17 protein-coding genes are annotated in these 20027 nt (G+C 70.2%); 10 read left to right on the top strand and 7 right to left on the bottom strand.

Annotated features, from left to right (window positions below):
- Positions 1 to 17 precede the first annotated feature (17 nt).
- Both ACUDCK_RS11875 and ACUDCK_RS11870 read right to left on the bottom strand, forming a co-directional pair.
- The gene (locus ACUDCK_RS11875; protein WP_054502774.1) at positions 18 to 1184 is read right to left on the bottom strand and encodes a substrate-binding protein; all 1167 of its coding nucleotides are present in this window, start codon (positions 1182 to 1184) and stop codon (positions 18 to 20) included.
- Positions 1185 to 1223: 39 nt separating this feature from the next.
- Positions 1224 to 2114 carry a nitrilase family protein gene (locus ACUDCK_RS11870; protein ID WP_054502775.1) on the bottom strand — a complete coding sequence of 297 codons (891 nt, stop codon included), beginning with the start codon at positions 2112 to 2114 and terminating at the stop codon, positions 1224 to 1226.
- Positions 2115 to 2378: 264 nt separating this feature from the next.
- On the opposite strand from ACUDCK_RS11870, the gene ACUDCK_RS11865 reads away from it, so the two are divergent.
- The 3 genes from ACUDCK_RS11865 to ACUDCK_RS11855 all read left to right on the top strand — a co-directional run bounded on the left by ACUDCK_RS11865 (position 2379) and on the right by ACUDCK_RS11855 (position 5592).
- The gene (locus ACUDCK_RS11865) at positions 2379 to 2807 is read left to right on the top strand and encodes a VOC family protein (protein ID WP_175167429.1); all 429 of its coding nucleotides are present in this window, start codon (positions 2379 to 2381) and stop codon (positions 2805 to 2807) included.
- Between the two features lie 63 nt (positions 2808 to 2870).
- Complete coding sequence (locus ACUDCK_RS11860) at positions 2871 to 4316, top strand: MFS transporter (protein WP_175167430.1); 1446 nt, start codon at positions 2871 to 2873, stop codon at positions 4314 to 4316.
- Between the two features lie 100 nt (positions 4317 to 4416).
- The gene (locus ACUDCK_RS11855) at positions 4417 to 5592 is read left to right on the top strand and encodes a low temperature requirement protein A (protein ID WP_175167431.1); all 1176 of its coding nucleotides are present in this window, start codon (positions 4417 to 4419) and stop codon (positions 5590 to 5592) included.
- A 36-nt stretch (positions 5593 to 5628) separates the two neighbouring features.
- On the opposite strand, the gene ACUDCK_RS11850 is transcribed toward ACUDCK_RS11855, so the two are convergent.
- Positions 5629 to 6549: a helix-turn-helix transcriptional regulator gene (locus ACUDCK_RS11850; RefSeq protein WP_175167432.1), complete on the bottom strand. Its 921-nt coding sequence runs from the start codon at positions 6547 to 6549 to the stop codon at positions 5629 to 5631.
- A gap of 211 nt (positions 6550 to 6760) precedes the next feature.
- On the opposite strand from ACUDCK_RS11850, the gene ACUDCK_RS11845 reads away from it, so the two are divergent.
- Genes ACUDCK_RS11845 through ACUDCK_RS11835 form a run of 3 tightly spaced genes read left to right on the top strand, consistent with a single transcriptional unit; the run spans position 6761 to position 11167 of the window.
- Complete coding sequence (locus ACUDCK_RS11845; protein ID WP_175167433.1) at positions 6761 to 8824, top strand: TonB-dependent receptor; 2064 nt, start codon at positions 6761 to 6763, stop codon at positions 8822 to 8824.
- 22 nt (positions 8825 to 8846) lie between these two features.
- On the top strand, positions 8847 to 9869 hold the full coding sequence (locus ACUDCK_RS11840; RefSeq protein ID WP_144658119.1) for a class I SAM-dependent methyltransferase: 1023 nt from the start codon (positions 8847 to 8849) through the stop codon (positions 9867 to 9869).
- The gene (locus ACUDCK_RS11835) at positions 9866 to 11167 is read left to right on the top strand and encodes an MFS transporter (protein ID WP_175167434.1); all 1302 of its coding nucleotides are present in this window, start codon (positions 9866 to 9868) and stop codon (positions 11165 to 11167) included. Before ACUDCK_RS11840 ends, ACUDCK_RS11835 begins: the two co-directional genes overlap by 4 nt.
- Before the next feature lie 20 nt (positions 11168 to 11187).
- Here ACUDCK_RS11835 and ACUDCK_RS11830 read toward each other — a convergent pair whose 3' ends face one another.
- On the bottom strand, positions 11188 to 12027 hold the full coding sequence (locus ACUDCK_RS11830) for an IclR family transcriptional regulator (RefSeq protein ID WP_175167435.1): 840 nt from the start codon (positions 12025 to 12027) through the stop codon (positions 11188 to 11190).
- Between the two features lie 205 nt (positions 12028 to 12232).
- Between ACUDCK_RS11830 and ACUDCK_RS11825 the strand changes: the two genes are divergently transcribed.
- Positions 12233 to 13885, top strand: coding sequence for a GMC family oxidoreductase (locus tag ACUDCK_RS11825; RefSeq protein ID WP_175167436.1), 1653 nt, complete (start codon positions 12233 to 12235; stop codon positions 13883 to 13885).
- Between the two features lie 68 nt (positions 13886 to 13953).
- Positions 13954 to 15288 (top strand): MFS transporter, encoded by a 1335-nt coding sequence (locus tag ACUDCK_RS11820; protein WP_064524488.1) that lies wholly within the window; start codon positions 13954 to 13956, stop codon positions 15286 to 15288.
- A 40-nt stretch (positions 15289 to 15328) separates the two neighbouring features.
- On the opposite strand, the gene ACUDCK_RS11815 is transcribed toward ACUDCK_RS11820, so the two are convergent.
- Together ACUDCK_RS11815 and ACUDCK_RS11810 are read right to left on the bottom strand one after the other, a co-directional pair.
- A complete protein-coding gene (locus ACUDCK_RS11815) occupies positions 15329 to 16339 on the bottom strand; it encodes an aldo/keto reductase (RefSeq protein WP_054502886.1) in 1011 nt (336 codons plus the stop codon).
- Positions 16340 to 16510: 171 nt separating this feature from the next.
- Positions 16511 to 17569, bottom strand: coding sequence for a serine hydrolase domain-containing protein (locus ACUDCK_RS11810; protein WP_175167437.1), 1059 nt, complete (start codon positions 17567 to 17569; stop codon positions 16511 to 16513).
- A gap of 190 nt (positions 17570 to 17759) precedes the next feature.
- Here ACUDCK_RS11810 and ACUDCK_RS11805 point away from each other — a divergent pair, with 190 nt between their 5' ends.
- The gene (locus tag ACUDCK_RS11805) at positions 17760 to 18779 is read left to right on the top strand and encodes a tripartite tricarboxylate transporter substrate-binding protein (RefSeq protein ID WP_244976896.1); all 1020 of its coding nucleotides are present in this window, start codon (positions 17760 to 17762) and stop codon (positions 18777 to 18779) included.
- Positions 18780 to 18839: 60 nt separating this feature from the next.
- Here ACUDCK_RS11805 and ACUDCK_RS11800 read toward each other — a convergent pair whose 3' ends face one another.
- On the bottom strand, positions 18840 to 19400 hold the full coding sequence (locus ACUDCK_RS11800) for a TetR/AcrR family transcriptional regulator (protein ID WP_231132919.1): 561 nt from the start codon (positions 19398 to 19400) through the stop codon (positions 18840 to 18842).
- 103 nt (positions 19401 to 19503) lie between these two features.
- Between ACUDCK_RS11800 and ACUDCK_RS11795 the strand changes: the two genes are divergently transcribed.
- On the top strand, positions 19504 to 19974 hold the full coding sequence (locus tag ACUDCK_RS11795; RefSeq protein ID WP_064524485.1) for a hypothetical protein: 471 nt from the start codon (positions 19504 to 19506) through the stop codon (positions 19972 to 19974).
- Positions 19975 to 20027 lie beyond the last annotated feature (53 nt).

Here is a 20027-nt window from a genome sequence, read left to right as displayed (position 1 = left end):
GGGTGTGGCTTACCGCGTTACTTCAGGTCGGGGCACTGCGCGCCCGGATCGACCTGGTCGAAGGTCTGCAGGATCTTGATGGAGCCGTCCGGCTGCACCTGGCCCAGCCGCATGGTCAGCGCGGCGTGGCGCTGGCGGTCCATCTTGACCGGGCCGCGCGGGCCGTCGAACGACACTTCGCTCAGCGCCTGCACCACCTTCTGCGGATCGAGGCTGCCGGCCTTCTCGACCGCCGCCTTGTACAGGAAGAAGGCTTCGTACTGCGGGCCCGAGAACTCGTTGGCGGTCTTGGCGTCGGCGCCGAACTTGGCCTTCAGGCCGTCGAGGAACTTGCGGTTCTGCGGCGTATCGATGCTGGTCAGGTACGAGGCCGACAGGTACATGCCGACCGCCGTGTCGCCCATGGTCTTGGCGGTGGCTTCGTCGATCGCCAGGTTGCCGTAGGGCATGGTCAGGCCGGCCGCCTTGACCTGCTTGGCCAGGCTGACGTTGGGTCCGCCGCCGGCGGTGGAGCTGATCAGCGCGTCCGGGTTGGCCGAGCGGATCTTCGACACAACCGGCGTCCAGTCGGAGCCGTCGATGGGCAGGTATTCCTCGCCCACCACGCGCCCGCCCTGCTTCTCGATGTATTCGCGGGTGAACTTGAGCATGCCGCGGCCGAAGGCGTAGTCGCTGCCGACCAGGAAGAAGGTCTTGGCGCCGCGTTCCTTCATGAAGTGGTCCACCACCGGCGCCACCTGCTGCTCGGGCACCCAGCCGTTGACGTGCATCCAGCGGTTGCACGAGCGGCCTTCGTAGAACGAGGTGTAGATGTACGGCACCTTGCCGCGCGAGACGATGGGCAGCGCGGCGTTGCGCGCCGCGCTGGTTTCCATGGCGATGATGGCGTCCACCTTCTTCTGGAACACCAGCGTGTCGTAGGCCTTCTGCGCGCCGACCGCGCCCGAGGCGTCGTCGGCGATCTCCAGCACCACCTGGCGGCCGAGGATGCCGCCGGCGGCGTTGATTTCATCGGCGGCCAGTTGCGAGGCCTGCACCACGCCGGGCGCGACCACGCTGTTGGCGCCGGACAGGCCGACCGGCACGCCAATGCGCAAAGGGTCGGCCGCGTGCGCGCCCGCCGCGCCGGTCAGCGCGGCGATGAAGGAAAGTCGGATGAGGAAGCTGCAAGTGGGTTTTTTCATGGGGATTTCTCCTTGGGGGCCGGCTGTCCGCCGTTGTAGTCAACGCTGCCGCGGCGCCTCGGCGGCGCCCAGCAGTTCGTCGTAAAGGTCGCGGCGCCGATCGCGCAGCACGTGGTTGAAGTCGTTCAGTTGCCGGGCGCGGCGCGAGGCGGCCAGGTCCACCGGCGCCACCAACACCTCTTCGCGGTCGTGGCTGGCGGGGCCGGCCACGGTCCAGCCCTGCGAGCCGACGATCAGACTGCGGCCGACGAAGGGCTGGCCGCGCTCGACGCCGACCCGGTCGGCGCACACCAGCGTCAGGCCGTTGCTGTGGGCGCCGGCCGCCGCCAGCGCATGCGCCATGGCCGGTCCGTCGGGCGTCTGCCCGGGCATCGGCACCCAGTTGGTCGGCACCGCGACGATGTCGGCGCCGCGCAGCGCCAGCAGGCGGTAGACCTCGGGGAACCAGCCGTCGTAGCAGATCGCCACGCCCAGCCGGCCGAATTCGGTATGGAACACCGGCAGGCCCAGGTCGCCCGGCTCGAAGAACAGGTTCTCGTCGCCCCACAGGTGCAGCTTGCGGTAGGTGCCCAGGTAGCCGTCGGGGCCGGCGATGATGGCGGCGTTGTACAGCCTGCCGCCGCTGCGCTCGGCGATGCCGGCCACCAGGTAGATGCCCAGGCGTTGCGCCAGCGCGATCCAGGCCTGCGAACTGGGGCCCTCGGGCACGGCTTCGGCCAGGGCGTGGGCCTCCTGGCGGCTGGCGAACACGTAGCCGGTGTTGGCCAGCTCGGGCAGCACCACCAGCCGCGCGCCCTGCGCGGCGGCCTGCTCGACCAGTTCGATGGAACGGGCCACGTTGGCGGCGACCTCGCCCATGACGGGGGCCGTCTGCACACTGGCCACGTGGATCGCGGACGCGGCGGCGTCCGGCGGCGGTGATACTTGCATGCGATCTCCCTGCAACGTTTTGGAAAACAAAAAAGCCCCCGACCACGCATTGCGTGTGAGTCGGGGGCTTCTATAGCCAGACGAAGGTTCGGGCAGCAATCATTGCTGCGGGGCACTGCCGCACCAAGCCGTGCCGGTGCGTGCGGATCAGTCCTGATCCTGTGGCGAATCATAGGGATGCGCGCGGACCGGCGGCAATAAGAGGTTTCCCGGACGGCGCCATGGGTGCGAGAATCAGGGTCGGCCATCAAGGAGGAACCCGCCATGCCCCAACTTTCCGCCTACCTCAGTTTCGACGGCAACTGCGCCGAGGCCATGCGTTTCTACGAACGCGTGCTGGGCGGCCGCGTCGAGGCCATGGTGCGCTACGCGGATGCGCCCGCCGATGCCGCCATGCCGGCGCTGTCGACCGAAGAATCCGAACGCATCATGTACGCCCGCCTGGCGCTGGACGAACAGGTGCTGATGGCCAGCGACGCGACCGCCGGCCATCCCTACCCCGGCAAGCAGGGCATGGCGCTGTCACTGGCCTACCCCACGGTCTCGGACGCGCAACGCGTGTTCGATCTGTTGGCAGAGGGCGGCAGCGTTACCATGCCGCTCCAGAAAACCTTCTGGGCCGACGCCTACGGCGCGCTGATTGATCGCTACGACACGCGGTGGATGGTCAGCGGCGGGCGGCTCAGCCACTGACACCCCCAACTGACAACCCCACTGACAACCGCATCCGCCACCCGCGGATGGAGCGAGACATCCATGACGCATGGCATACAGGGCAGGCAACGTTGGTGGGCACTGATGGTGCTGTGCCTGGGCGTATTGATGATCGTGCTGGACACCACCATCGTCAACGTCGCCCTGCCCTCGATCCGCGAAGACCTGCATTTCACCGAGACCTCGCTGGTCTGGGTGGTGAACGCCTACATGCTGACCTTCGGCGGCTTCCTGCTGCTGGGCGGGCGGCTGGGCGACCTGCTGGGCCACCGGCGCATGTTCCTGGCCGGCCTGGTGCTGTTCACGGTGGCCTCGCTGGCCTGTGGGCTGGCCCGGGGCCAGGGCCTGCTGATCGCCGCGCGCGCCGCGCAGGGGTTGGGCGGCGCGGTGGTGTCGGCGGTGTCTTTGTCGCTCATCATGAATCTCTTCACCGAGGCCGGCGAGCGCGCCCGCGCCATGGGCGTGTACGGCTTCGTCTGTGCCGGCGGCGGCAGCCTGGGCGTGCTGCTGGGCGGGCTGCTGACCAGCAAGCTGTCGTGGCACTGGATCTTCCTGGTCAACATTCCGATCGGCGTAGCCGTCTACGCGCTGTGCCTGCGGCTGTTGCCGGCGGCGCGCGGCGCGGCCGGCGGCGGCAGGCTCGACGTGGCCGGCGCGCTGGCGGTCACCGCATCGCTGATGCTGGCGGTGTACGCCGTGGTCAACGGCAACGAGGCCGGCTGGACCTCGGCGCAGTCGCTCGGCCTGCTGGGCGCGGCCGCGCTGCTGATGGCGCTGTTCCTGGCGATCGAGGCGCGCGTGGCCGAGCCGCTGATGCCGCTGGCGCTGTTCCGCCTGCGCAACGTGGCCACCGCCAACGTGGTCGGGGTGCTGTGGGCCGCGGGCATGTTCGCCTGGTTCTTCGTCTCGGCCTTGTACATGCAGTTGGTGCTGGGCTACGACGCCATGCAGGTGGGGCTGGCGTTCCTGCCGGCCAACCTGATCATGGCGGCGTTCTCGCTGGGGCTGTCGGCCAAGCTGGTGATGCGCTTTGGCATCCGCGGGCCGCTGGCCACCGGGCTGCTGATGGCGGCGCTGGGGCTGGCGCTGTTCGCGCGCGCCCCGGTCGACGGCCACTTCGCGGCGGACGTGCTGCCCGGCATGCTGCTGCTGGGCCTGGGCGCGGGCATCGCCTTCAACCCCATGCTGCTGGCCGCCATGAGCGACGTCGAGCCGGGCCAGTCGGGCCTGGCGTCCGGCGTGGTCAACACCGCCTTCATGATGGGCGGCGCGCTGGGGCTGGCGGTGCTGGCCAGCCTGGCCGCGGCGCGCACGGCCGCGCTGGCCGGCGCCGGCGCGGCCCCGGTGGCGGCGCTGGCGGGCGGCTATCGCGTGACCTTCCTGGCGGGCGCGGTGATCGCGGCCGTGGCGGCGGCGCTGGCCGCCGCGCTGGTGCGCTCGCGCAACCGCGAGCTGGGCGGACACGGCGACGCGCCGGCCGGCCACTGAGGCGTCGCGGGCGCGCCACGTCTTTTGAATTCTTTACGATTGGCCGGCAAGGCCGGGAGTAATCTGGCGACGCCCCCTCCACCGGACAGGAAGCGCCGCCATGCCATTTCTCGCCAGCGCCCATCTGCTGCGTCACCGCGACGGCCATGAGGCCCGTGTCACCTTCGTCGAGCTGTTCTTCGACCTGGTCTACGTCTTCGCGGTCACTCAACTATCCCACAGCCTGCTGCACGACCTGACCCTGATGGGCGCGGTGCACACGCTGGTGCTGTGGTTCGCGGTGTGGCTGGGCTGGCAATACACCTGCTGGGTCACCAACTGGTTCGATCCCGACGCGCTACCGATGCGGCTGATGCTGTTCGGCGTGATGCTGCTAGGGCTGGTGGCCGCCGCCGTGCTGCCCGGCGCCTTCGGCGAAAACGGGCTGATCTTCGCGATCTGCTACGTGCTGATCCAGGTGGGCCGCACGCTGTTCGTGGTGCTGCACCTGGGGCCGTCGCATCCGCTGGCGCCGAATTTCCGCCGCATGCTGGGCTGGCTGTGCATCTCGGCGGTGTTCTGGATCGCCGGCGGTCTGTCTTCGGGCGACACGCGGCTGGCGTTGTGGATCGTGGCGGTGGCCTGCGAATACCTGTCGCCCATGGCCGGCTTCTGGCTGCCCGGCCTGGGCCGCTCCAGCACCCGCGAATGGACCATCGAGGGCGGCCACCTGGCCGAGCGCTGCCAGTTGTTCGTGATCGTGGCCCTGGGCGAGACGCTGCTGATCACCGGCGCGACGCTGGGCGAGCACCCGCACTGGGACATCCCCACCCTGATCGCGCTGCTGGCCGCGTTCCTGGGCACGGCGGCGATGTGGTGGGTGTATTTCGACACCAGCAGCAAGGACGGCAGCGAGGCCATCGCGCACCACGCCGATCCGGGCCGGGTTGGGGCCTACTTCCATTACGTGCACGTGATCCTGATCGCGGGCGTGATCGTCTCGGCGGTGGCCAATGAACTGGTCATCCTGCACCCGGACGGCCGCATCGTCACGGCGGCCGCCGCCGCGCTGCTCGGCGGCCCGGCGTTGTACCTGCTGGGCAACGGCATCTACAAGACAGTGGTGTATGGCCGCTTCCCGCTCTCGCATGTGGCGGGGCTGGTGCTGCTGGCCATCCTGGCGCCGATCGCGTTCTTCACCGACAACCTGATGGTCGGCGGGCTGACGACGCTGATCATGATGCTGGTGGCCGGGTGGGAAAGCGTGTCGCGGCGGCGGATGCGGGTGGCGCACTAGAGCGGCCAGGGGCCAACGGCATCGTTGCGCGCCGCATCAACGCCGCTTGCCGAACACCGACTTCGGCGCGCGGCCATGGAAGCGGGTAAACGCAGCGCTGAAATTGGCCGGGTGGCGGTAGCCGACCCGGTAAGCCGCCTGCGCCACCTGGCAGCCGGTCTCCAGCAACTCCCAGGCGCGGCGCATGCGCATCTCGGTCAGCAGCCGCATCGGGCTGTTGCCGTACAGCGCCCGAAAGCCCTGCTTGAGCTTGAATTCATTCAAGCCGGTCGCCAGGCACAGGTATTGCACCGTCAGTTCGCGATCCATCTGTTCGCGCATCAGCGCATGGGCCCGCTCCAGCCGGGCAATGTCGGCCTGGCTGAACCGGCCCGCCGCTGGCGCCGGCGCCAGCGCGCGCAACTGGCGTGACAACAGGGTCAATGCCTTGATGTGGATGTCCAGCGGGTCGCTGGCCCGCGCCAGTTCGGCCGCGACGGCGGCCAGGTCGGCGCTGGTGCGGCCCTGCGCCAGCCGCCGCAGGCCGCCGGCGCCGAACAGCGCTTCGGCCTGGGCATGGCCGGCGTAGCGGCGCAGCGCCGCCTCGCCCACCAGCAGGCGCAGTTGCGAGACGGTACTGCCGCCCAGGTAGCGGCGCTCGCCCAGGTGACGGCGGAAGGCGGTCACCGTGGTCTGGCCGCCGCGGAAATCCAGCTCGGCGCCATCCGCGCCGCGATAGGCCGAGACGCCGCCCAGGGCCAGCGTGATGACCAGCGTGCGCCCGCCATGCGCGGCGGCATTCTCCTCGATCAGGTCGCGCACGGGGGTGTATTGCGAATGCACCAGGGCCAGGCCCTCGCCCAGGTCCAGGCGGTCGGCCACGCACTCGCCCAGATCCGCCGGCAGCGCCAGCCGCGACCAGCCGGGACGGACGGCCGGACCGGGTTGGGCGAGCGTGGCGGAGATGCGCAGGGACATGGTTTCGACGGGAGGTGACGGGTGGCGGGACGGAACCGGGATGGCGCCGGGACGGGTGCCTGAAATCGGCTCAGGCGCGGCTGCGCCGGCATGCATACGAATCCATCCGGTTCGCATATGAATGCTAATGATAGGCGTTCGCATAAAGAAATACCATCTTCGGGACGGCGCCGCGCGTTCGGCCGCCGTGACTGCTTGCACAGGAATCCCGATGAATCGCCCTCTTCCCCACCCTCGCGCCGCCTGGGTTGTGCTGTGGCTTTGCGCCACGCCCGCCGCGCTGGCGCAGCCCGCCGTGCCTTCGGCGGCGCCCGCCTCCCCGCACTCTTCCGCGCCTTCCGCCGCGTCAACGCCGGTTGCCGCCGCCGCGCAACTGCCCGCCATCACCGTCACCGCCGACAAGCAGGAACGCGCCCTCGAATCGCTGCCCGGCAGCCTGTCGGTGTTCGACGGCGACATGCTCGAAAGCCAGGGCGTCGTCGACCTGGAGGGCCTGCAGCGCATCACGCCCGGGCTGACGTTCCAGCCGTTCGGCCAGGCCGGCGTCAATGCGGCCGTGATGCGCGGCCTGTCGGCCAATTTCTTTTCGTTCTCGACCTCGACCCTGCTGGTGGTGGACGGCGTGCCCACGCTGATGGCGCAGGGCTTCGACGACCAGTTGCTGGACATCGACCGCGTCGAAGTGCTGCGCGGCCCGCAATCGGCGCTCTATGGCCGCAACGCGGAAGCCGGCGTCATCAACGTCCATACCCGCCAGCCGGGCGACAGCCTGCGCGGCAGCGTCTCGACCACCGTGGGCAGCCGCGACCTGCGCATGCTGCGCTTCGACCTGAGCGGGCCGATCGTCGACGACACGCTCTACGCCAGCGTGGCCGGCGCCTGGCGCGGCCAGGACGGCTTCATCGACAACACCTACACGGGCCGGCGCGAGGACGACCGCGAACTGCGCAACGGCAAGCTGGCGCTGCGCTGGACGCCGTCGGCGCGCACCGACGCCACCTTGCGCTATGCGCAGATCAACTACCGCGACGGCGCCGCGCTGTGGGGCTCGCCCACGGCCTCGCGCGCCACCGTGGCGTCCGGCACGCCGAGCTGGAACCGGTCCATCGGCCGCAGCGCCTCGCTGTCGCTGCGCCACGACCTGGACGACGGCCTGCGCCTGACGTCGGTGACGGCCTGGAACGATCTGCGCGACCGCGTGCAGCAGGACACCGATTTCCAGCCCGCCGACCTGCTGCACATCGCCCGCGACCACCATTTCCGCAATCTGTCGCAGGAGCTGCGGCTGGAGGGCGCGCTCGGCCGCGCCCACTGGCTCGTGGGGCTGTACGCCGACGGCGACGACCATGACCTGCGCAACACCCAGAAGATGCCGCGCGGCCTGACCGAAAGCGTGGTGCGGCTGCGCGGCCAGTCCGGCGCCGCCTTCACCCACTGGACCGTCCCGCTGGCCGAGCGCTGGACCCTGGAGGCCGGCGCCCGCGTCGAGCGCGACGCCGTGCGCTTCACGTCGCAAGGCGACAGCGCGCGCCGCGCCGACTGGACCCGCGTCACGCCCAAGCTGGCGCTGCAATACGCCTTCGCGCCGCGCCAGCAGGTCTATGCCTCGGTCGCGGATGGCTTTCGCGCCGGCGGCTACAACGTGTTTTCGCCAGCGGCGGACTACGCCGCCTACCAGCCGGAAACGCTGCGCGCGTACGAGATCGGCGCCAAGGGCTGGCTGCCCGGCAACCGCCTGCGCTACGCCGCCGCGTTCTACGTGATGACGGTCGACAACATGCAGGTGCAGCAGATGCCGCTGCCGGGCCTGGTGTACGTCACCAACGCCGCGTCGGCGCGTTCGATCGGGGCGGAATTCGAGCTCGAATACCTGCTGGGCCGGGGCTGGTCGTTGCAGACCGGATTGGGCCTGAACCGCACCCGCTTCAGCCACTTCCGCGACGGCGCCAACGACTACAGCGGCAACCAGAACCCGTTCGCGCCGCGCCTGAACGGCCACCTGACCGCGCGCTACGACGCCCCCGCCGGCTGGTACGCGCAGGCCTCGCTCAGCGGCACCGGCCCGGTCTACCTGGACGCCGCCAACCGCTACCGCCGCAACGGCTACGCGCTGGTCAACCTGGCCGCCGGCGTCACCGTTCGACAGGTGGAAATCGCCGCCTACGTCAACAACCTCGCCAACCGCCGCTACGACGCGGTGGGCTACCAGAACGGCATCGTCACCGTCTACAGCCCGCCGCGCGAAGTTGGCCTGCGCCTGACCTGGCGCCTTTGATCGTCAACACAAGGAACACGCCATGCCGACTTCCCCCCTGCCCCTGCAACGCTATTGGGACCTGGCCGCCGCGCCGGTCGAAACCGCCGCGCTCGACGCCGCCCTGGAACTGGACCTGTTCGCGCACCTGGTCGCGCCGGCCAGCGCCGCGCACGTCGCGCAGGCGCTGGCGCTGCGCCCCGCCGCCGCCGAGCACCTGCTGGACCTGCTGTGGAGCCTGCGCCTGCTGCACCGCATCGCCGGCGAGCCGCCGCTCTACCGCTGCGGGGTCACCGCGCGCGACCACTTCGTGGCGGGACGGCCCCACTACTGCGGCGACGCCTGGCGCTACCGGCGCCGCGCGCTGGCGCAGTCCGGCGAGCAGTTGATGCAACGGTTGCGCCAGGATCCCGCCGCAACACCCGCCGCCCCGTCCGAGGCCGGCGCCTGGGCCAACGCGGCGCGCGTGCAGATCGGCCAGGAGCAACGCGCCCTGGCCGTGGCGGCGGCGCGCGAGGCGGTCGCCTGCGTGCCCGGCGCCGACGCGGCGCGCCGCATCCTCGACCTGGGCGGCGGTCCGGGCCTCATCGGCATCGCGCTGGTGCAGGACCGCCCGCAGGCCAGCGGCGTGGTGTTCGACTGGCCCGAGACCGCCGCCGTGGCGCGCGAGAACATCGCCGCCGCCGGGCTGGCGGCGCGCATGGTGGCGGTGGGCGGCGACCTGGCCACGGCCGATATCGGCGCCGGCTACGACCTGATCTGGTGCTCGTCGGTGCTGCATTTCGTGCCCGACGCCGCCGCCACGATCCGCAAGATGCACGACGCCCTAGCACCGGGCGGGCTGCTGGTGATGGCGCATGCCGAGGTCCCGGACGACGCCGACGCCGCCGCGCGCGTGTTGCGCTATTACCTGCCGATGCTGCTGCTGGGGCGGCGCGTGACGCGCCAGGGCCAGTTGGCGCAAGCGCTGCGCGCCGCCGGCTTCGCCGACGTGCGCGGCTTCGATTCCGACCGCTTTCCGCTGGCGCCGCTGCATGTGCTGTCGGCGCGCCGGACCGCGCCATGACGCCGCGCCTGCGCCACGGCCTGGCCCAGGCCCTGTTCGGCTGGCTCAACCTGGCGCTGACCGCGCCGGGCGTCTATCTGTGGCTGGGGCTGCCGCTGGTGCTGCGCCAGCACGGCTGGTCCGGCACCGCCCTGGGCCTGTTCCAGCTGGCCAGCCTGCCGACCGTGTTCAAGTTCCTGCTGGCGATGCCGCTGGACCGGCGCGGCGCGCGCCATGGCGGCTACCGGCGCTGGACGGTGGCGCTGCTGCTGGCCTACGCCGCCGTGCTGCTGGCGCTGGGCTGGCGCGACCTGCTAAATGATGGCGTTACGCTGTTCGCGCTGGCGGCCGCCGCCGCGCTCGCCGGCACCTGGGCCGACGTGCCCGTCAACGCGCTGGCGATCCGCGTGCTGCCTGCGGCCGGCCGCGCCTCGGCGGGCGGCATCCGCTCGATGGCGCTGTGCCTGGGCGCCATCGCCGGCGGCGGCCTGATGCTGCTGGCGCAGGCGCGCTGGGGCTGGCAGGCGCCGTTCCTGATCATGGCGGGCGCGCTGGCGCTGGGCGCGGCGCTGACCTTGCTGCTGCGGGAGAGCATGGATGCCGGGCGAGCCGACGACGGCGCGATTGCCTCGCGCGACGAACACCTCGACACGAACGACGCGGCGACACTGGATGAAACAAAGGGGCAACCCCGCTCGCCCCCGCAAGCCGCCGACACCACCTCGACCACGCGCCACGCCATCGCTTACCTGCGCCTGCCCGCCAGCCGCCGCTGGCTGCCGCTGCTGGCTCTGCTGTTCCCCTTCATCGGCGCCGGCTGGTTCTATCTGAAGCCGCTGCTGCTGGACCAGGGGCTGGCGCCGCAACGCGTGGCCTGGCTGGTCGGCGTCGCGGGCGGCGCGGTGGGCGCCGTGGCCAGCATCGCGGGCGCGCGGCTGCTCAAGCGCCTGGGCGCGGGCCGCGCGGTGCGGCTGCATGCCGGCGCCGGGGCCGCCGCGTTGCTGGCGTTGACGCTGGCAATCGGCCTGAACGCGGCGCCGGCCGTGCTGGCGGCCTGCGCCATGATGGTGGCCGCGGCCATGGGCGCCACCGCCGCCCTGGCGTTCGGCCTGATGATGTCGCATGCCAGGCCGGGCCTGCAGGCGCTGGACTACGGCATCCAGTCCAGCGTGTTCGCACTGACGCGCATCGCCGCGCCGCTGGCGGCCGGGATCCTGCTCGACATGGCCGGACCGGTCGCGATGCTGGCGGCGTTGACGACAGGCGCGGCGGCGGTGCTGGCGCTGGCTTGGCGGCGGGCGGCCGCGCTGCCGGGCTAGGGGTTCGCGGCGCGGCGCCCTCAACCGCCCGGCCGGTGCCCCGCCAGCACCGCGCTCATGGACTGCGCCGCGCCCTGCAAGACCGGCACCGCGCGCAGCAGGTCGTCGAGCATCAGCCGCGCGGTGGGCGCATGGCACGCCACCGCCGCCACCACGCGGTCCTGCGCGTCGCGCACCGGCACCGCCACCGCGCTCATGCCGCGCACGAACTCCTCGTTGTCGATGCCGATGCCGCGCGCGGCCAACCGTTCCAGTTCGTCTTCCAGCCGCGCCGGATCGGTCAGCGTGCGCGGCGTGTTGCGCGTCAGCGGCAGGCGCGCCAGCACCCGGCCGCGTTCGAGCCGGTTCATCGACGCCAGGAACAGCTTGCCGCTGGCGGTGCAATGCATCGGCACGTGGCTGCCGACGGCGAAGAACAGGCGCAGCGGTTCGGTGGTCTCGACCCGCTCCATGTAGATCACCTGGTCGCCGTCGGGCGCGGTGAGATTGCAGGTTTCACCCAGCTTGCCGACCAGTTGCGCCAGCACCGCGCGGCAGGCGCGCGTGAAGGCCGAGGCGTGCAGCGTCGCCAGCGCCAGCGCGGTGGCCTGCGGCCCCGGCACGAAGCCGTTTTCAGTGGGCGTGGCGGCGACAAAACCGGCGCGCTGCATGGCCGCCAGCAAACGCATCAAGGTGGACTTGGGCATGTCCAGGCGCTGCGCCAGTTGCGCCAGCGTGGGCGGATGCTGGGCGCGGGCCAGGTAGTCCAGCACCAGCAGCGCGCGCAGCGAACGCGCGGCATCCTGCGGCTCGTCGGCGTCGTGCCTCCGCGCCGATGCTGCACTGCGATTTTGAAACCGAAGATCCATGTTCTGTGCCATTTCGCCGTTCCCGCGCTTGCCGCGCTTTCTTTCCCGTGGCGGCTTCCTAGAATCGCCACAGATACGGAACCTTTGCGCGTCGCCGCGCCCCCCTCGCATCAGGCCAGTATATAAGTGCGCGGCGATGCGGCAAGCAGGGTAAACGCGCCGTCCGGACGAGGGACTCCCCGCGTCACGGCACGGCCAGGCCAAGGAGGAAACAGACATGTCCGATGCCGTGGACTACATCGTGGTGGGGGCCGGTTCCGCCGGCTGCGTGCTGGCGAACCGCTTGAGCGCCAATGGCCAGCACAGCGTGTGCCTGCTGGAGGCGGGACCGCCGGACCGCTCGCCGTGGATCCACCTCCCCATCGGCTACGGCAAGACCATGTTTCACAAGGTGCTGAACTGGGGCTACTACACCGAGCCCGACCCCAACATGCTGGACCGCCGCATCTACTGGCCGCGCGGCCGCACGCTGGGCGGTTCCAGCGCCATCAACGGCCTGATCTACATCCGCGGCCAGCGCCAGGACTACGATGCCTGGGTCGCCGCCGGCAACCCGGGCTGGAGCTGGGAGGAATGCCTGCCCTACTTCCGCAAGCTCGAGAACAATGACCTCGGCCCGGGCGCCACGCGCGGCACCGAAGGCCCCCTGAACGCCACCTCCATCAAGACGCCGCACCCGCTGGTCGAAGGCCTGATCGGCGCGGCGCGCGCGCTCGGCCTGCCACACGTGACCGACTTCAACAACGGCGACCAGGAAGGAGTGGGCTACTACCAGCTCACCACCCGCAATGGCCGCCGTTGCTCCACCGCGGTGGCCTATCTGCGCCCGGCACGCGGCCGCGCCAACCTGCGTGTCGAGACCGGCGCGCACACGATGGCGGTGCTGTTCGAGGGCAGCCGCGCCTGCGGCGTGCGCTACCGCCAGGACGGCCAGGTGCGCACGCTGCGCGCCCGCCGCGAGGTGATCCTGTGCGCCGGCGCGCTGCAATCGCCGCAACTGCTGCAACTGTCGGGCGTAGGGCCGGCCGCGTTGCTGCGCCGCTTCGGCATCGGCGTGGTGCGCGACCTGCCCGGCGTGGGCGAGAACCTGCAGGACCACCTGCAGATCCGCCTCATCTACGAGACGCGCCGCCCCATCACCACCAACGACCAACTGCGCACGCTGCACGGCCGCGCCGCGATGGGGCTGCAATGGCTGCTGTTCCGCGGCGGGCCGCTGGCGGTGGGCATCAACCAGGGCGGCCTGTTCTGCCGCGTCGATCCGGCCAGCGCCACGCCCGACACCCAGTTCCATTTCGCCACGCTGTCGGCCGACATGGCCGGCGGCAAGGTGCATCCGTTCTCGGGCTGCACCTATTCGGTGTGCCAATTGCGGCCGTCCTCGCGCGGCACGGTGCGGCTGCGCAGTGCCGATCCGTTCGAGGCGCCCGCCATGCAGCCCAACTACCTGTCCACCGAGCTGGACCGGCGCATGACGGTGGCGGCGGTCAAGTACGCGCGCCGGCTGGCCGCCACCGAACCGCTGGCCGGCCTGATGAAGCGCGAATTCCGGCCCGGGCCCGAGGTGCGGAGCGACGACGAGATCCTGCACTTCTGCCGCGAGTACGGCGCCACCATCTTCCACCCGTCGGGCACCGCAAAAATGGGGCCGCGCGAGGACCCCATGGCCGTGGTCGACGAGCGCCTGCGGGTGCACGGCGTGAGCGGGCTGCGGGTGGTGGATTGCTCCATCATGCCGACGCTGGTCTCGGGCAACACCAACGTGCCGGTGGTGATGCTGGCCGAGCGCGCGGCCGACTTCATCCTGCAGGACCTGCACGCGGCGCGGCCGCGCGCGCAGGCGCAACCGGCATTGCAACAGGCGGCATGACATGAGCTGACCGCAACCCGCGGAGCGGCGCCGCAGAGCGCCGCCCGCTTCCCCCAAAGGAGACAGGCATGGCCAAGCAGAACGAAACCGCGGTGAGAAAAGTCGTCGCCGCGTCGCTGATCGGCGCCACCATCGAGTGGTACGACTTCTTCCTGTACGGCGTAGTCGCCGGCATCGTGTTCAACAAGCTGTACTTCCCCACCGGCGACCCGCTCATCTCGACCATGCTGGCCTACACCACCTTTGCGGTGGGCTTCATCACCCGGCCGCTGGGCGGGCTGGTGTTCGGGCATTTCGGCGACCGCATCGGCCGAAAGAGCATGCTGGTGGTGACGCTGATGATCATGGGCGTGTCGACCTTCCTGATCGGCCTGGTGCCCACCTATGACAGCATCGGCCTCTGGGCGCCGATCCTGCTGCTGCTGTTGCGCGTGTTCCAGGGCATCGGGCTGGGCGGCGAATGGGGCGGCGCGGTGCTGATGGCCTACGAATACGCCCCGCCCGACAAGAAGGGCTTCTATGCGTCGCTGCCGCAGATCGGCCTGGCGATCGGCCTGTGCCTGGCGTCCGGCACGGTGGCGCTGCTGTCGACGCTGCTGACCGACGCGCAGTTCATGGCCTGGGGCTGGCGCCTGGCATTCCTGGCGTCGGCCGCGATGGTCGGGGTCGGCATGTACATCCGCCTGAACATCAAGGAAACGCCCGAGTTCACCGCGGTCAAGCGCGACAACGCCGAAAGCCGCATTCCGTTCATGGACATGATCCGCCGCTATCCCGGCAACGTCGCCAAGGGCATGGGCGCGCGCTACATCGACGGCGTGTTCTTCAACGTTTTCGGCGTGTTCTCGATCTCGTACCTGACCCAGACATTGCAGATCACGCGCACGGAAGCGCTGACCGGGGTGATGGCGGCGGCGCTGGTGATGTGCTTCACCATCCCCTACTTCGGCCGGCTGTCCGACCGCATCGGGCGCACGCGGGTGTATTTCTGGGGCTCGCTGGTCACGGCGGTGGTCGCCTTCCCCGGCTTCTGGCTGATGCTCAACAGCCAGGGCAGCGTGATGCTGGTGTGGCTGGCCATCATCATTCCGTTCGGCATCTTCTACGCCGCCGTCTACGGGCCCGAGGCCGCGCTGTTCTGCGAGCTGTTCGACGCCAAGGTGCGCTACACCGGCATCTCGTTCGTCTACCAGTTCTCGGGCATCTTCGCCTCGGGCATCACGCCCATCATCGCCACCGCGCTGCTCAAGACCGGCAATGGCCAGCCGTGGCTGATCTGCCTGTACGTGCTGTTCTCGGGCGTGGTGTCGGCGTTGTGCGCCTGGCTGATCGGGCGCGGCGGGCGCACCGCGGCGCAGGACGGGCTGGCCCCGCCGGCCAGCGCGACCCTGCGCAAGGCCTAACCGGCGCGCGGGCGGCGCCACGCGCCGCCCCTGCCCGCCGTCAGGCCACTGTGACCGGACGGCCGTGGAACGGATAGTTGGGATCGTTGTAGCCGTGGGTCGAGGCGTGGCCCGGCGTGACCCAGCTATCCACCAGCGCCTCGTCCTCGGGCGTGATGGTGACGTCCAGCGCGGCGTAGTAATCGTCCATTTGCGCCAGCGTGCGCGGGCCGGCGATGACGCCGGTGACGATCGGATTGGCCAGCACCCAGGCGGTGGCGAAATGGCCCGGCTGCACGCCGCGGGTAGCGCTGTGCTCGACCAGCCGCTGCGCGATCCGCAACGACTCTTCCCGGAACTCGGTGGCCAGGATGCGGCGGTCGCCGCGCCCGGCGCGGGTGTCGGCGGCCGGCGCCTGGCCCGGCAGGTACTTGCCGGTGAGCACGCCGCGCGCGATCGGGCTGTAGGGCACCACGCCCAGGCCGTAGTGCTGGCAGGCCGGCAGGATCTCGACCTCGGGGCCGCGATTGAGCATGTTGTAGTACGGCTGGCACACCACCGGCTGCGGCACGCCCAGTTTTTCGCACAGGCGCAGGGTTTCGGCGATGCGCCAGCCGCGGAAGTTCGACAGCCCGAAGCTGCGCAGCTTGCCGGCGCGGATCAGGTCGCCCAGCGCCCACAGCGCTTCTTCCAGGTTTTCCTCGTGGTAGTCGCGGTGCAGGTACAGGATGTCCAGGAAATCCGTGCCCAGCCGCGCCAGGCTCTGCTCCACGCCGCGGATCAGCCACTGGCGCGAATAGTGCGACTGGTTCGGGCCCTTGCCCACCACGTTGCCGATCTTGCTGGCCAGCACCCAGTCGTGGCGCTGCCCTTGCAGCAGCTTGCCCACCACTTGCTCGGAACGGCCGTCGTTGTAGACGTCGGCGGTGTCGATGAAATTCAGGCCGTGGTCGCGCGCGGATGCGACGATGCGGGCGGCCTCGTCATCGGGCGTCTGCTCGCCGAACATCATGGTGCCCAGGCACAGGGGGGATACGCGAAGGTTGCTTGATCCGAGACGGCGGTAGTTCATGGCGAAATCCTTGGTCGGCGCGCGGGGTGCGCGGGGGAAGCGAAACAGGAAGCGGTGCGGCGCGCCCGGGGCGCGGCGGGGCAAAGGGTCATGTTGCCAGAAGCCGGCCGGCATGCCGCTGAAAATCCCTGCCCCGGGCAGGGACTCCACCGGCGACGCGCCGGCGGCGTGTCAGGCCGGCTGGGCGTCCACCGCCGCCAGGATCCTGCCGAACAGCGCGTCCGCGTGCGCCGAATCGAGCCAGCGCACGATCGCCACCAGTTTGCGTTCGGGCTCGACCCAGGTGAACGAACTGCCCGCGCCCACGCCGAAGAAACTGGACGCTGGCACGCTCGGAAACACGCGGCCCTCGTGGTTCAGCCAGATCAGGTAGCCATAGTACGGCGCGATCGCGCAGGGCTGGCGCATGGCGTTGATCCATTCCGGCGACAGCACCTGGCGGCCGTCGGCCGCGCGGCCCTGGTTCAGCAGCATCTGGCCGATCAGCGCCTGGTCGCGGGCGCTGATCGACATGCCGCCGCCCCAGTGCGAGCCGCCCGGCACCGACGGCATGCGCTGGCCGTCGATCTCGACCCAGGCGTTGTCGTAGCCGACCCACTGCCAGTTCTCGCTGGCGCCCAGCGGCCGCGTGACGGCCTCGCGGAACACCTCGGGCAAGGGCCTGCGGAACAAGTGCAGCAGCGCATACGACAGTTGGTTGATGCGCACGTCGTTGTATTCCCAGTACGTGCCCGGCGCCTGCAAGGGACGGGCCTCGCCCTTTTTGCCGTCGGGCGGCACGCCGAAGGTGACGGCGCGATAGCGGTCGGCCTGGTCGGAGACGCCGAAGCGCTCGCCTTCCCATTCGCTGGTCTGCTGCAGCAGATGACGCCAGGTGATGTCGGCGTTGCGTCCATGATCGAAGCCGATGCCGGGCACGCGCTTGCCCACCGGCTCGTCGACGTCCGGCAGCACGCCGCGGTCGTGCGCCAACCCGGCCAGGATCGCCAGGTACAGCTTGGCCACGCTGAAGGTCAGGTCGGCGCGGTCGGGATCGCCCCACGCGGCGATCTCGCGGCCCTCGCGCAGCACCACGCCCGACACCGGGCCCCGGTCGTGCAGCGGGCCCAGCAGGCGGTTCCAGGGCGGCGGATCGTTCTGGTGCACGCCGAAGACCCCGTTGACGCTGCGGTCCCAGGCGGTTTCGTGGTCGTTGGCGAACTGGATCGCCTGCTGCATGAGCGCGTTCATTGTTTTCCCTTGCGTCGTCGTCGGGTGTTGGCTGATGGCGCTAGCGAGTATATCCACCCGGCCGCGCTGCAGCGCCCGTCCGCGCGTTATGGCCACGGGCAATAAGCAACTCGGGAATCAATCGTTGGCGCGCGCCGCCGCGAACGGTAGAGTCCAACGCCCCGCATCCCTCGATGACATTTTCCGCCTCATGCCTGATCGCTTCATCTCTATCGCCGAGCGCGCCGCCCGCGCGACCTTGCCGGCCCTGCGCGGCGCCCGTGTCCGCCTCGGCGCCGCCTTGCTGGCGCTGGCCGCCTGCAGCGGCGCCGCGCACGCCGAATCGCGCGTCGTGCGCATCGTCGTGCCGTACGGCACCGGCGCGGTGCAGGACACCATCGCCCGCGCCATCAGCGACGAACTCGGCAGCGCCCTGGATGCGTCCATCGTGGTCGAGAACCGCGCCGGCGCCGGCGGCACCGTCGGCACCGCGCAAGTGGCGCGCGCGGCTCCCGACGGCAACACGCTGGTGCTGGCCGCGGCCAGCCACCACATCGCCGGCTACCTGTACAAGAACCTGAGCTACGACCCCTACAAGGATTTCACCGGCGTCGCCTACCTGGGCAACACCGGCTACATCCTGCTGGCGTCCTCGACGCTGAAGGTGGCCAACACCGCCGAATTCATCCAGGCCGTCAAGGCCAAGCCCGACGCCTACGACTACGCCTCGGCCGGCAACGGCAGCGCCTCGCACCTGGGCATGGCCTCGCTGCTGGCGGCCGCCGGCGCGCGGATGCAGCACATCCCGATGAAGTCCACCGGCGACGCCGTGACCGAGCTGCTGGCCGGCCGGGTGCAGGCCGTCACCGCCGCCACCATCGGCGTCACCGGCTACCGCAACGATCCCCGCGTGACCTTCCTGGCCTACACCGGCAAGCAGCGCTCGCGCTTCGCCCCCGACCTGCCGACCGTGGCCGAGAGCGGCCTGCCCGGGTTTGCCTTCGATTCGTGGCTCGGATTGCTGGCGCCGGCGGGCATCGCCCCGGCCGAACGCGACCGCATCAACGCCGCCGTCAACCAGGCGCTGTCCGATCCCAAAGTACAGGCGCGCCTGGCGGCGCTGGGCGCCGAAGCCGAAGCCAAATCGCCCGCGCAATTCCAGCAGTTGCTGAAAGCGGACTGGGAGGCCACAGGCGGCCTGGTGGCCGCCTCCGGCGCCCGCGTCGAATAGGCGGAACGAAGATGTTCCCGGCAGGCCGCCGGCAGCGGCCGCTCGGCCGGGATACGCCGGCTAGCGCTGGCGCACGCCTTCCAGGAACATATCCGTGATGAAATCGGCCAGCGCCTCGCGCTCTTCGGCATTGGGCTCGCGGCGCGTGAAGCGCTCGATCACCCCCATGAACGCGTGCGACAGCCATTCCGGCGGAATGTCCTTGCGGAACACGCCCGCGCGCTGGTCGATGCGCACGTTCTCGGAAATCATCTCGACCAGCTCGTCCTTGAGCGCCTCGGCCGCATCGACCTGGAAAAAACCGATGCGCGTCAGGTTGGGGTCCTCTTGCAGGATCGCCAGCCAATTGCTGACGCCGCGGCGCACCCGCACCTCGACCGGCAGGTCCTGGTCGTCGGACAGCCGCGCCTGGCAGACCTCCTGCCGCAACCGCTGCGCGAACATGCCCACGAGCTCATCGTACGCCGCCTGCTTGCTGGCGAAATACTGGTAAAAAACGGGTTGCGTCACCCCCGCGCGGGCAACAATATCGCTGATCCGGGTGTGCTGGAAACCGCGCTCGGCGAACTCCGCCGCCGCCACTTCCAGCAGTTGCAACCGGGTGCGCTCACCTTTCGTCAAACGCTTTTCTTGCGGTACAGATGGGGGTATTGCCGTCGTCATCGCGTGAAAATACTCTCATTCCGGCTTTTTTGCCATACATTCCTGCATACATAGGATCCTGATGCGCCGACTATCGCGCCCGCTGCACGCTTTCTGCGCCGCCGTGCTCCTGCCGGCCCTGGCGGGCTGTGTACCTTACCCCACTTACAAGACCCTGCAGCCGCGTGCGGCCATCGCTGTGCAGGACGAAGCCGGGCAACCACTGGCCGGCGCCCGCGTGGTGCTGATCGCCGGCGCCTACCCCTATGGCTACGACCGATACCGAGTCGAACAGCGCACCGGCGCCGACGGCCGAGCGGACTTCGATGCGCGCCATGAATGGCGGGTGGAGGTGCTGGCCATCCATGGCTCGGAACAGTTCTTCTGGAACTGGTGCGTCGAAAAGGCCGGCTACGAGACTTACGCCACCCACGACCGCAATGCCGAGGCCTTCGACGCCAAGGCGGTCGTCCGGCTCAAGGCCGGTGTGTCGCAAACCTGCGACAACCCCAATGGTTCGCCGTTCATGCGCGAGACCCGCACAAGCCCCTGAAATCACTTGAAATCTTCGTAATTCTTGACACAACTATTGCGTCGCCTCGGCGT

It is taken from the genome of Achromobacter sp. CF-sbj1-Ac2-l, assembly GCF_052698165.1.
The sequence above is the reverse complement of the archived record's forward strand: the minus strand, read 5'-3'. Positions and strand labels throughout refer to the sequence as shown.

Bases quoted from the DNA above. Each gene is read 5' to 3' on its own strand.
- ACUDCK_RS11875 (WP_054502774.1), bottom strand. From the start codon at position 1,184: ATGAAAAAACCCACTTGCAGCTTCCTCATCCGACTTTCCTTCATCGCC.
- ACUDCK_RS11870 (WP_054502775.1), bottom strand. From the start codon at position 2,114: ATGCAAGTATCACCGCCGCCGGACGCCGCCGCGTCCGCGATCCACGTG.
- ACUDCK_RS11865 (WP_175167429.1), top strand. From the start codon at position 2,379: ATGCCCCAACTTTCCGCCTACCTCAGTTTCGACGGCAACTGCGCCGAG.
- ACUDCK_RS11860 (WP_175167430.1), top strand. From the start codon at position 2,871: ATGACGCATGGCATACAGGGCAGGCAACGTTGGTGGGCACTGATGGTG.
- ACUDCK_RS11855 (WP_175167431.1), top strand. From the start codon at position 4,417: ATGCCATTTCTCGCCAGCGCCCATCTGCTGCGTCACCGCGACGGCCAT.
- ACUDCK_RS11850 (WP_175167432.1), bottom strand. From the start codon at position 6,549: ATGTCCCTGCGCATCTCCGCCACGCTCGCCCAACCCGGTCCGGCCGTC.
- ACUDCK_RS11845 (WP_175167433.1), top strand. From the start codon at position 6,761: ATGAATCGCCCTCTTCCCCACCCTCGCGCCGCCTGGGTTGTGCTGTGG.
- ACUDCK_RS11840 (WP_144658119.1), top strand. From the start codon at position 8,847: ATGCCGACTTCCCCCCTGCCCCTGCAACGCTATTGGGACCTGGCCGCC.
- ACUDCK_RS11835 (WP_175167434.1), top strand. From the start codon at position 9,866: ATGACGCCGCGCCTGCGCCACGGCCTGGCCCAGGCCCTGTTCGGCTGG.
- ACUDCK_RS11830 (WP_175167435.1), bottom strand. From the start codon at position 12,027: ATGGCACAGAACATGGATCTTCGGTTTCAAAATCGCAGTGCAGCATCG.
- ACUDCK_RS11825 (WP_175167436.1), top strand. From the start codon at position 12,233: ATGTCCGATGCCGTGGACTACATCGTGGTGGGGGCCGGTTCCGCCGGC.
- ACUDCK_RS11820 (WP_064524488.1), top strand. From the start codon at position 13,954: ATGGCCAAGCAGAACGAAACCGCGGTGAGAAAAGTCGTCGCCGCGTCG.
- ACUDCK_RS11815 (WP_054502886.1), bottom strand. From the start codon at position 16,339: ATGAACTACCGCCGTCTCGGATCAAGCAACCTTCGCGTATCCCCCCTG.
- ACUDCK_RS11810 (WP_175167437.1), bottom strand. From the start codon at position 17,569: ATGAACGCGCTCATGCAGCAGGCGATCCAGTTCGCCAACGACCACGAA.
- ACUDCK_RS11805 (WP_244976896.1), top strand. From the start codon at position 17,760: ATGCCTGATCGCTTCATCTCTATCGCCGAGCGCGCCGCCCGCGCGACC.
- ACUDCK_RS11795 (WP_064524485.1), top strand. From the start codon at position 19,504: ATGCGCCGACTATCGCGCCCGCTGCACGCTTTCTGCGCCGCCGTGCTC.